Source organism: Brevibacterium mcbrellneri ATCC 49030 (genome assembly GCF_000178455.1).
GTDB lineage: Bacteria > Actinomycetota > Actinomycetes > Actinomycetales > Brevibacteriaceae > Brevibacterium > Brevibacterium mcbrellneri.
On record NZ_ADNU01000096.1, the window covers coordinates 24771 to 36072 of the forward strand.

12 protein-coding genes and 1 rRNA gene are annotated in these 11302 nt (G+C 57.8%); all 13 read right to left on the minus strand.

Annotated elements, in window-relative coordinates; translation table 11 throughout:
* Positions 1-18: 18 nt before the first annotated feature.
* Positions 19-957: a tyrosine recombinase gene (locus HMPREF0183_RS11845; protein WP_005886525.1), complete on the minus strand. Its 939-nt coding sequence runs from the start codon at positions 955-957 to the stop codon at positions 19-21.
* Positions 954-1586, minus strand: coding sequence for an NUDIX domain-containing protein (locus HMPREF0183_RS11850; protein WP_005886527.1), 633 nt, complete (start codon positions 1584-1586; stop codon positions 954-956). The genes HMPREF0183_RS11845 and HMPREF0183_RS11850 overlap by 4 nt, the downstream gene beginning before the upstream one ends.
* Complete coding sequence (locus tag HMPREF0183_RS11855) at positions 1586-2695, minus strand: hypothetical protein (protein ID WP_005886529.1); 1110 nt, start codon at positions 2693-2695, stop codon at positions 1586-1588. The genes HMPREF0183_RS11850 and HMPREF0183_RS11855 overlap by 1 nt, the downstream gene beginning before the upstream one ends.
* Positions 2696-2757: 62 nt before the next feature.
* Positions 2758-3678: a copper transporter gene (locus HMPREF0183_RS11860; protein WP_005886531.1), complete on the minus strand. Its 921-nt coding sequence runs from the start codon at positions 3676-3678 to the stop codon at positions 2758-2760.
* Positions 3679-3703: 25 nt separating this feature from the next.
* On the minus strand, positions 3704-4492 hold the full coding sequence (gene steA, locus HMPREF0183_RS11865) for a putative cytokinetic ring protein SteA (protein WP_005886533.1): 789 nt from the start codon (positions 4490-4492) through the stop codon (positions 3704-3706).
* A 21-nt stretch (positions 4493-4513) separates the two neighbouring features.
* Positions 4514-6220 (minus strand): DNA repair protein RecN, encoded by a 1707-nt coding sequence (recN, locus tag HMPREF0183_RS11870; RefSeq protein WP_040349146.1) that lies wholly within the window; start codon positions 6218-6220, stop codon positions 4514-4516.
* On the minus strand, positions 6217-7125 hold the full coding sequence (locus tag HMPREF0183_RS11875; protein WP_005886537.1) for an NAD kinase: 909 nt from the start codon (positions 7123-7125) through the stop codon (positions 6217-6219). The genes recN and HMPREF0183_RS11875 overlap by 4 nt, the downstream gene beginning before the upstream one ends.
* Positions 7122-7874 carry a TlyA family RNA methyltransferase gene (locus HMPREF0183_RS11880; protein ID WP_005886538.1) on the minus strand — a complete coding sequence of 251 codons (753 nt, stop codon included), beginning with the start codon at positions 7872-7874 and terminating at the stop codon, positions 7122-7124. The genes HMPREF0183_RS11875 and HMPREF0183_RS11880 overlap by 4 nt, the downstream gene beginning before the upstream one ends.
* A complete protein-coding gene (locus tag HMPREF0183_RS13415) occupies positions 7874-8008 on the minus strand; it encodes a hypothetical protein (RefSeq protein WP_005886540.1) in 135 nt (44 codons plus the stop codon). The genes HMPREF0183_RS11880 and HMPREF0183_RS13415 overlap by 1 nt, the downstream gene beginning before the upstream one ends.
* Positions 8005-8970, minus strand: coding sequence for an HAD-IIA family hydrolase (locus HMPREF0183_RS11885; protein WP_005886542.1), 966 nt, complete (start codon positions 8968-8970; stop codon positions 8005-8007). Before HMPREF0183_RS11885 ends, HMPREF0183_RS13415 begins: the two co-directional genes overlap by 4 nt.
* Positions 8971-8972: 2 nt before the next feature.
* Complete coding sequence (locus HMPREF0183_RS11890; protein WP_005886544.1) at positions 8973-9926, minus strand: tetratricopeptide repeat protein; 954 nt, start codon at positions 9924-9926, stop codon at positions 8973-8975.
* Between the two features lie 32 nt (positions 9927-9958).
* Positions 9959-10978, minus strand: a complete 1020-nt coding sequence (locus HMPREF0183_RS11895) for an NAD(P)H-dependent flavin oxidoreductase (RefSeq protein WP_005886546.1) — start codon at positions 10976-10978, stop codon at positions 9959-9961.
* A 71-nt stretch (positions 10979-11049) separates the two neighbouring features.
* A 5S ribosomal RNA gene (gene rrf / locus HMPREF0183_RS11900) occupies positions 11050-11168 on the minus strand.
* Between the last annotated feature and the right edge of the window lie 134 nt (positions 11169-11302).

Genomic DNA, 11302 nt, shown 5'->3' on the forward strand with positions numbered 1-11302 from the left:
AAACGATGTTCTTTCACCCTATCGCGCTCTGGGGTGAGTCGATGCATAGACCTCTTTGAGCGCTTGGCTCGTGACCTGAGTGTATATCTGAGTGGTTGTCACCGACGAATGTCCCAAAAGTTCTTGGACAATTCGGATATCCGCTCCACCTTCTACTAAGTGAGTTGCGCACGAATGTCGCAACGAGTGCGCGGTGACGCGCGGGACGTCGGCAATTTCAGCCGCCTTTTTCACGATCGCCCACGCGCTCTGCCGGGACAGTCTGCCACCTCGGGCGTTGAGAAAGACCGCGGGACTTGAGGCAGCCCACGCAGGCCGGCCACGCGTCAACCACGCCCCTAACGCTTCGATTGCGTGAGAGCCCAGGGGAACCAAACGTTCTTTGTTGCCTTTTCCGTACACGCGCGCAATACCTGCGTCCACATCCACGTCGTCCCGATCCACGCCTACGGCCTCACTGATGCGAGCGCCTGTAGCGTACAAGAACTCAATGAGCGCAACCGCGCGCAGCTGGGCGGGATCCGCACTCTGAGGGTCACCTGCTGCGTGAATGATCCGGCTCACCTGATCGACGCTCAGCGCCTTGGGTAGCCGCATCGTGTCGGTGGGTGGCTGCACGTCATCAGCGGGGCTTGTTCCCCCGGTTTCACCCGCCGTGAAATGGTGAAGCCTGCGTACAGCCACCGTGATGCGGGCCCTAGACGTCACGGCAAAATTCTGGTGCGCAATGTGTTCAATGAAACCGGCAACGTGTTCGCTGGTGACGCTCCCGAGGTCGTTCACCCCTGTGTCTGCCAGGTAAGTGACGTACTTGGCGAGATCGCGGGCGTACGCGTCAACGGTGTTGCGTGAACTCCCCCGCTCCAATTGCAGGTACGTGAGGTACTCGCTCACTGGTCGGATCAAGTCGGCGGGGGCGTCCGGCAAGAGCGCTGCCCCGTGCCGTGCTCCGGTCATGAGTTGAGGAATCCGTTGAGCAGGTGATCGCGTGCTGGCCACGGGTCATCGACAGGGCGCAGGTCCGCAAACCCGGCCTCAGCATGTCTGGCTGTGTGAAGGATGCCTAAGCACGCTGTTGCGTTGGTGATGTGGCCGGCCATGACGGCTTGGACGGCGTCGTTCAAGGGCACCCAGTGTGGTTTGATCTGGGCTTCTTCTGCAGTGCGCTCGCTCGCTGGGTGCGTGGTGATGTCGCGGGCCAGGTAGATGCGCAACGCTTCCGAAGAACCGCCGGGTGAGGTCAGCTGATCGGCCAATACATTCCAGGTTCTGGCGCTTAAGTCGACTTCTTCGCGCAGTTCCCTGGCTGCTGCCACGTGTGGTTCTTCTCCCGCGTGGTCCAAAAGTCCTGCCGGCACTTCCCATTCGATGACACGTAACGGCTGTCGATACTGTTGCATGAGCATGACCCGGTTGTCGTCGTCGAGAGCAACAACGGCTACAGCACCGGGGTGGCGCATGATTTGGCGGGTGAGCGTAGTTTGAGTTCCCGGCAACACAAAACGTTGCTCGACTACATCCCACACAGCACCCGTGAAAACCACGTCGCTGTCCAGGATTTGTGTGTCGACGTACTGGTCACGCATTAGTCGTCGTTGAGAACAAGTGCCTGAGCGTACAGGCTCAACAGGTGTTCTGCGATGAAAGTGTGACGGGCAGTACTTACCCGGTTCTTAACGTGGATTCCGTTTTGCACGCGCACTGCTGGACGGTCGATGAGTTCCGCAACCGCACGCAGTGTTCCGTCGACATTGTCTGGAGCGAACTGAGGAACCCCGTCACCGTACATGCGGCCGTGCTGTTCTGAACCAACAAAAACAATTGGGCGACCCAACTGCATGAGGCGTTCAGCGTCCACCGCAGTCATGCGGTCAGAAGCTACCACGACATCAGAGGCTGCCAGGACATCGACCGTGGAAATTTCTTCTGCCAAACGCATGTGTTCTACCCGGTCGACAATTCCACTCCGCACTGTCGATCGGGAGCGTCCACCACCAGTCAGCGCGAACACCCACGAACGGTCGGGGCGGTACGATGCCAACCGGACACCCACCTCGGCGATGGTCGTCACGGCAGGCGAATCGATCAGAGCAACCGGGCTGGACACGAGCCACGAACCAGACGGAACGTCCAGCAGATCGCGGACATCTTCGCGTGACAGCCGCGGCTGAGCCACCGGGTCGATGTCACTTGAGAGCAACTGGGCACGTTCTACGATCGCAACCGTGTCCATGTACTTTTCAACGATAGGTTCCGTGGTGCCCAAAACCACGGTTGCGGTCTTGGAAACGATCTGTGCTTGGGCCTCTGCGATCATGCTGTCATCACGGCCCACTGACGCGACAATCGTGGGGTGCATGGACTGCGGAAGACCTGTGAGCCCAGCCCCAGAAAGAGCCGCTGCGTGCAGGCCATGCGCATGCACGAGATCAATGTGACGGTAGTACTTGTGCAATGTCAGAGCCGTGTTGGGATCACCCAGGCGCAGACCCGCACCTGCCCCAATCTCAATGTGACGCAGACGCTCACCAGACACGTTCAGGGCCTTAAAGACAGACTCACGCGACGCAACCGCCACACGGTAGCCAGCGTCAAGCTGCGCCTGAATTGCGTGACGTGCTACTTCTGCAAGAACCGAATTAGCGTCAGTCAAAACGTGCATAATGCGCGTGTCTGCAGGTAGCAGTTCACTCATTGTGTTCCTTTCACCAGTGGGGCCCTTGCTCCTAGCCTATCGAACTCACTTCGAGTTCAGGATCAGCCCTCGCGAGGTTTAGATTGAGGCTCAGGCAAAGGGTTAGGCACAAGCGCTTTTGCACTGTCAGCGAACCCATAAGACTGGTGCTTTTTCGTGGCGTGGAGATCGGCAACTGCAAGGGCCGTGATGACGGTGCCAGCGGACAAATCAACTCCGTCGACACTGGTGACGGCGATCTTCCTGTCACGCAGTTGCTTGACAGCTCCGTTGTTTCCGCTGTCCACTGATCCAGTAGCCACTGTGGGTGCTGTTGAGCCAAGTGCGTTCAACAGACCCGTGTAGTCCTCGGCTGGTTGTGTGTCTTCTTCGGTTGAGTCACCCAGCAAGAAAACGACGACGTCAGCGCGTGCGTAGCTTCCCCCGTTCAGGCGCTTAGCCGAACGCAGCTCGTCAATCACTTGTGCGGCTTTCTCGGCATCATACGCACCTTCGTGCTCACCGGCGTAAGCATGCGCAATGGCTTTTTCGAATGCTTCACGTGGATCTGCTGGCAACTTAGGGTCGATCTCTTTGAGTGCCTCAAGTGCTTTTTCGCTCTCTTCAGGCTTGAGTGATTCGGGTGTCAGCTGTCCCCCGTCACTGACGTTAGCACCCGCGTCTTCTAAACGACCCTGCACATCCTTAATGGTCTGAGACGTCGTGTTTGGGGTTGAGACCAGAGTGACTTTCGTCCCCTTGAGGGTCTCGGCGAGAAGCGCAGGCGCTGACTCCGTGATGTACGTGTTCAAATCCTCGATTGAACCGTTTGCCTCATCGAGTTTTGCCCGCAAGTCGTCGCGGTCAGTCCGCAATGAATCAACTTGCGACTGGAGAGACTCACCAATGGGTTGTTTGAGTGGCCCCGCGCCAAGAACAATTCCTACGGCTAGAGCCAGAAAAACAGAGATGATACTCACCAGGTGATAGCGAAAATCAATCACAGTAGTCCTTCCATCCGGGCAGGTATCACCAAGAGAACAGGTTACCTAACCAGCTAAAGAATCCATCGAACTGCGCCCCCAAGAGACCCAGGAATGTCTGGCCAGCAGCGGTTGCCATGAGAGCGACGAAGAGAGCGAACAGGCCAGCGAGCGCCAGTCCCGCCAAGAACCAGTTTGAAAACTGCCGACGGTACAGAAGTGAAACACCTTTTGCGTTGATGAGGCGGGATCCCAAACGCAAGTGGGTGATGAGGCTTGGGCCTAAAACGTTTGCGTCATCGTTCACCATGTCGGTGAGCATGTCGTTGCTACCTACCGCCACAATCAGAGGTGCGTCCAAAGAATCTGCCACGAGCAAACCTGCATCACGGTTACTTCCCAGCGTGGGAAGTTTGTGGTGCTTTAACTCTTGGGATTTCATGCGCTCGATTCCCGCTGAGCTGTTTTCGTCTGGCGCGTGGGCTAAGAGGATTGCTCCGCAGTTGGCTGAGGCGTCAGCGACGGAGTTGAGGTCCCCCACGATGATGTCAGGTGTGAGCCGGGCGTCCAGCAAGGCATCAGCCCCGTTATCGACACCAATGAGGACCGGCTTGTACTCCTTGATGTACCCGCGCAACATTTCGAGGTCTTCTTTGTAGTGCGCGCCGGCAACCACAACCAGCGCTTGCCGCGAGCGTAGCGACTGGGGAAGTTCAGGAAGCTCAATGTCGGACTCAACGAGGTCCGGGTGTTCGTGTAATGTGGCGCCAAGTTCGCTCGCGAACTCGCCAACCAGCGAGTCGAGCTGAGCGCGTGGGTCGTTCTTTTGCGTCATTATCGAATCATTGTGACATGTTTAGTCGGTAAAGCCCTGTTTCTGGGTACGTGCGGTCTGCATGAGTTCGGTTGCGTGTTCCCGGGCAGCCACAGAATCGCTTACCCCGCCCAACATGCGCGCCAGTTCGGCTTCGCGTTGATTATCCGCGACTTCTGTCACCCCAGACACTGCTCCTGACTCGTTGGAGTCGTCCTTGCGGATGACTAAGTGTGTGTCAGCCCACGCCGCAACTTGAGCTAAATGTGTGACAACAATCACCTGACTGTGTCGTGCTAAAAGCGCCAGACGGCGACCAATTTCAGTAGCCGCAGCACCTCCCACTCCAGAGTCGACTTCGTCAAAAATGAACGTGGGGAATGCGTGAGTTCGAGCGATCACCACTTCGATCGCAAGCATCACACGGGAAAGTTCACCGCCGGACGCAAGTTTTGCGATATCGCCTGGCGCAGTACCTCCGTGAGCAGAAAACAGCAGTCGAATCGCGTCTGCTCCGTGGGGGCCGGGCTCTGCGGGTTTGATGTCAAAGACCACGCGGGCGTGAGGCATGGAAAGAGCCGCGAGTTCTCCTTGAACTGCGCTAGTGAAATCTTGTGCGGCACTAGTACGCGCCTCGGTAAGAGCTTGTGCGTGCTCGTGCAAAGAGGTTTCACACTGGCGCAGCTGTTCGTCGATCCCTGCTAGATCGGAGCTGTCCGCGCGCAGTTGCAGCAGTTCTTCACCCGCTTGAGTTTCGAACTCTAGAACAGCGTCCACACCGTCGCCGTACTGGTCGAGTTCAGCCAACTGAGCGATTCGCGCGTGGGTGTCTTCGAGCGACACATCATCGAGTTCAGCAAAGCTCGCAAGGTACGCAGAAAGTTCGGACGCAACATCCGAAGCTGAGAGCGCCAGAGCTGTGAGTGCCTCTGCGTGTTCTTTCACCGCATTGTCATGGGCACGCGCGTGGTTGACGTGGTCGGCGGCCCGGTGAAGAAGATCCACAACGGTCGGAGTTTCGGTAAAACCGTCGCTGACCAACATGTCACATGCCGTTTGCACGGTTTGCTTCACGTCATCGGCGGCTTCCAGCTTCAGCACAATTGCCTTGAGCTGTGCATCCTCACCGGCTACCGGGCGTACCCGGTCAATGTGCGCAAGCGCCCCCTCAAGATACTCAATGCGCGCGTTGCGTTCCTTTTCACTTGCGTGTAGCTCACGGGCTCGCTCATGAACACACTTCCATTCCTCGTACGCGTTCACATATGCGTCACGTACGTGTGCCAGTTCTTCGCCACCGTACGTATCAAGGAGTTCACGCTGCTTGGAAGCTGAACGCAGGGTCAGCTGTTCAGACTGGCCATGCATACTGACAAGCCGCTCTCCCACGTGAGACAGAACGGCAACAGGGACCGTACGTCCCCCGGCTGTGGCCCGGGCCCTTCCCGAGGTGGGAATAGTCCGCGTGACCACCAACTCGCCGTCATCTACGGACCCTCCAGCGTCCTCTACCCGGGCGACGACCTCGGGCTGGGATTCCACAGAAAAAATCCCTTCGACAACGGCCTTTGAGGCGTCACTGCGTACAGCCTGAGTTTCTGCCCGCGCACCCGTGAGCAGATTCAGCGCAGACACGAACATGGTTTTCCCGGCTCCGGTTTCACCTGTCACCACGGTGAACCCCGGCCCTAAATCCACGTGGGCGTTTTCAATCACGCCCATGTTGTGAATCGACAGCGACTCAATCACGCTTGTGGCCCCCTCCACCCGCTCACGGGGAGTTGGAATTTGGCCACGAGACGGTCGGTGAAAAGGTCGCGGTTGAGGCGGGCCAAAGACACTGACTTTTGGGCGCGCACAGCTTCCACACGGGCACCGGCCGGGACTTTGAACCTCAGTTGCCCGTCACACCACAGTTGCGCGTCAGTGTGCGACTGAGAGGGCAGGAACTCCACACCTAAACGTGAACGCGGCGACACCACCAGAGGCTTTGTAAACAGTGCGTGCGCAGAAATGGGAATCATAAGAAGCGCTTCGACTTCTGGCCACACAACTGGACCGCCCGCGGAAAACGCATATGCAGTGGAGCCCGTGGGAGTTGCGAAAATAACTCCGTCACACCCAAAAGACGACACTGGACGGTAGTCCACTCCCACGACCACTTCAATCATTGAGGAATAGCGCCCCTTTTCGATGGTGGCTTCGTTTAAGGCCCAATCGCGGTGGAGCAAGTGGCCGTCTTGGGTGACCGAAATATCGAGTGCCATGCGCTGTTCTACAAAGTACTCGCGCTTGATGGCCGCTTGGGTGGCTTGTTCGAGTTCTTGACGTTCGGACTCCGCTAAAAAACCCACGTGGCCCAGGTTGATTCCCATGATTGGGACTTCTGTTTCGTGGTACATCCCAGCCGCTCGCAAAATGGTTCCATCGCCTCCCAGAACCATGATGAGTTCAGGTTTTGCGGTTTCAAGCTCACCGATTGACAGCACTTTGATGGGGGTCGACGGTTCACCTTCGTAACTCACTAAGGCTGCGTAGTCATCATGGGACATCACAGGGGTGACGTTTTCTGCGTGGAGGAGTGAACACACGTCCAAGGCAGCCTGCCTGGCATGCGCCCGATGCGGGTGCAAAACAACGACGATATTTCTCATGTCACCTCCCCCTTCGAACCTATCGGACTTTCAGCGTAGACGAAATACTCGACGTTTCCTGCGGGTCCAGGAAGGTGAGATTCGCAGTTTCGCACAGTGTGCGCCCCTACCGAGTCTAAGTGTGCGGTCACCCGGTCTACAGCTTCTTGGCGTTTCTTCGCAGACGTGACCACCCCGTGTTTGTCCAGGGCTGAACGGTCCAGTTCGAATTGGGGTTTCACCATTAGGAGTAGGTGGCCACCCGGACGGGTAACTTTCACGAGCCGGTCGATGAACAGGGTGAGCGAAATAAACGACACATCTGCGACAACTAGGTCCACCAAGCCACGTGTCCACTCAGGGGTGAGCTCGCGTAAGTTGTGTCCCTCGAGGTTTGTCACGCGCGGATCGGTGCGCAGGCTGGTGTGGAGTTGGTCATGACCCACGTCTACGGCGTAGACGTGTTCGGCTCCTTTTGTCAGTAGGACTTGCGTGAATCCGCCCGTGGATGCGCCCGCGTCCAGGCATGTGAGCCCGTCTACTCGATCAATTCCTAGATCGCTTAAGGCGCCTAAAAGTTTGTGCGCCGAGCGGGCTACCCACGGATCAGCCTGGGTGAGTGCGACGTGGTCATCTGGCCCTACCGTGTGACTGGGTTTTGTCGCTTTATGACCGTTGACCGTGACGTTGCCGGCCATGATTTCGCGGGCAGCCCGGTTACGGGAGGTGACAAGCCCACGGGCTACCAGTTCAGTGTCGAGCCTGGGCACTAGGGGCGTAACCCATCCAGTTCGGTGGCCATGGAGTCGAGAAGTTCATGGAGTTGAGTGACCGCGGTGTCAATTTCGCCGAGGTCTCCCCCAGGCAGCGCTTGAATCTCCTGGGCCCGCTGTTCCCAGTTCATAGCTGCCCGCTCAAGGTTCCAGCGTCCAAGGCAGTGTTGTGGGCGTGCATGTATGCAAGGGCCGCATTCGCTGCCAGTAGAGGGTCACCGTCGTGGGCCACGACACCCGCCTCAACCTTTACGGAAGCCGAACCACAGCGCGCTTCGGTGGGGCCCACCTCGGCGGCGGGGAGCTCTTCAAGTAGATCAGGCAACCCGGACACGATCCGGGTGGGGCGCTGGTGTTGCGGGGCACGCAATGCAACGTCGATGCTGGTCACGCCCGTGAGCGTGAGGGCCGAATCAATCCCGGCAGCCACGGCCGCTTCAATGTCGGTTTCCAGCTGGTCCCCCACCATGAGCGGGCGGGTCGCGCCCAGCGCGTCAATAGTCTGCGTGAGCATGGTGGGTTCGGGCTTTCCGGCGTAGACGGGGGTAGTGCCACTAAATGTCGCCACGATGTCCACGAACGTGCCGTTTCCGGGCATGATTCCACGGCCGGTGGGAATCGCTTTGTCTGGGTTGGTTGGCCGGTATTGGGCACCGTTGCGGATCGCTGTGATGGCCCACGAGATGTCGGTCCACGTGGTTTGGGGACCGAACCCTTGAACCACTGCCGCTGGAGTGTTCTGAGTAAGCCAGTCGCGATCTTCAGGAGTGATGACCGTGAAACCGAACGATTCGACACAGGATCGCAAGAATTCGCCGCCCAGCACGAGCACGGCGGAGCCGGTATCAATATCGTGCGCGAGTTTCTCAGCGGCAGCCTGTGCAGACGTCCGCACGTGCTGTGACGTGCAAGGGATATCGAACGACGAAATTGTGTGCGCTATTTCTTCGACGTCACGCGCCGCGTTGTTGGTGATAAACGCGTACGGGGTACCGTTACTGTGCCACGTTTGGAGTGTGTGGGAAGCGCCCGGGATTGGTTCTTTACCCCGGTAGATCACGCCGTCTAAGTCAAGAAGGATCGCGTCGTACATGTTTAGCGAACGGTTTCTGGGTCGATCCCGGCTTCAGCCAGAATTTCGTCTACTTCATCTTCCACGTCGACGTTAGGGTCCGGCGCCGAGGTGTCCCTTGGTTCTGGCGGTGTGTCGGGTTCCGCTGTCGCCGGTTCGTCCTCAGCGATCTCTTCTTCTGGTTCTTCTTCGATGGTGATGATTTGGATGCCCTCGTTGGGGTCCGGGGTTTCATCACCGAAGAGAACGTTGGTGCGCTGCGCGGTTCGGCGGGCCAGTTGTTCGTATTTGTCACCGGTTTCGGTGTCGCCTTGAGCACGCAGGATGTCGGCGTACATGCTTAAGAGTCGCACCGCTGACCCGGGGGCGTGTCCAGTGAAGCCTTGTGCTTCGATGAGGGCTTTTGCGGCGGGCAGGTTGTCGAGGTCCATGTGGGCCCCAGCTACAACGAGCACGAATTCGATCCACGTCTGTGGGTCGAAGTCCGACTGTTTCGCCTCAGCGAACATGTCGAGAGCTTTTTGGGGTTTTTCACGTCCGCGTTCTGCGTCTGCGATCACTGGACCGTTTTCGGTCGCGCCGGTGATGCGTTTGTGGGTACGAAGCTCCCTTAAGGCTTCCTCGTACTTGCCGAGGCGGTACGCAACGAGTCCCAAGGCTTCGCGGGTTGCAGCGATTCGTCCAGCGGATTCCACAGCGTAACGGGCGTGCTGATACGCAGTCTCAGGATCTGAATCGATGAGGGTTCCGGCTGCTGCCAGATGATTGGATACAACTTCCCGGTGCTCGCGGGAAAGTGGAGAGAGCTGTTGGAGAACGGGCCCTGAAAGGATGCGCCCTGTGACGCCTTCCGGAAGTTCAGGTTCTTTCATTTTCCGAGGTCGGTCATAACCTCGGGAGTGTTTTCCGGGCTGTTGCTGGCGTCGTTTGTCTTGTCCGCCACGACGCGCTGGGCGACGTCCCTTGAAGTTGTTCACTGCACTCCGTTCTTGTCGATCGAACTTATATTTTACCCGTGTGTGCGATCAGCCCTCAACGCTGAGAATTCGCGGACGATGTCGACGGCGCTCTGAGTTGCGCAATGGGCGAAGCCTGTTCCGGCCCACAGGTTGAGCATCTGCGGGTCGTGGGCATGTGCTTTGCGGATTGGTGAGGTCATGTAGTGCACGTGTGGGTATCCCACAATCTGTTCTGCCTCCATCGCGCTGGTGAAGGTGTTTGCGAGTCCGCGTGCGATCCGTCCGGAGAAGGCTCGGGTTTGAACTGTCCTTGTGAACTCGCCGCTGACCAGAGCGTCTGCGTGTGCGGGTTTGGTTCCTGCTTCACCCGCTGTGAGGAAGCGCGTTCCTAAAGATACGGCCTGCGCGCCAGCGTCGAGGGCCTGTTGTGCTTGTCGGACAGTACCGATCCCTCCGGCTGCGATGAGAGGTACAGACACCTTACGGCGTACTTCTTGTACTAGGTCTGGGAGCACCCTTTGGGTACCTGCGCGGTCTTGTCGATGCACTGACAGGTGCCCGCCTGCGTCGGTTGATTGGACGATGAGAAACTCGGCGCCAGCTTCAACCGAGGCGACGGCTTCGACCGAACTAGTCACTGTGACGCCTACATAACTCCCGTTGGATTGGATGCTCCGTATAGTCGACGGGTCTGGGAGTCCAAAGGTGAACGTCACTACTTCCGGTGTGTGTTCAAGAACAAGGTCAATCTTGTCGCTGAAGTGGTCGTCGTTGAATTCTGGAACGTCTACTGCTTCGCCGAATTCTCGTTGTAACGCGCTTGCGTAGCGTTTGAGGTCATCGGTGTCTGGCCGAACTGTTTCTGGGACAAAGAGGTTCGCGTTGAAGGTGTCGGTGAGTTCGCGTGTTTGTGCGAGGACTTGTTCGAAGTCTTCTGGGCTTAAGTAGCCTGCGGCGATGGAGCCAAGTCCTCCAGCGTTTGTCACTGCGGCTGCGAGTTCTGGTGTTGATGGGCCTCCGGCCATGGGGGCGCACATGATTGGAACACTCAGCGTATCTAGCACATCCATGTGCGTCAGTATGTCATGAATTGTTTAGGGCCTGACCGGTAGTGGGTCAGGCCCTTAACGTAAGAGTGGTTTTGCGGCGGTGTCTTACTCTCCCACACTCTCTCGGGTGCAGTACCATCAGCGCTGTCAGGCTTAGCTTCCGGGTTCGGAATGGTGATCCGGGCGTTTCCCTGACGCTATAACCACCGCAAAAAACAGTGGGGGCACACACTGCGGGTGTGTACGGTGTTGTTTTTTGTGTGTTGTTCGTGTGGACGCGAGTTGTTATGAAAGGTTCGTGATGTCCAGGTTTGTTGTCCGTGTTACCTGGTTTACTCACACATT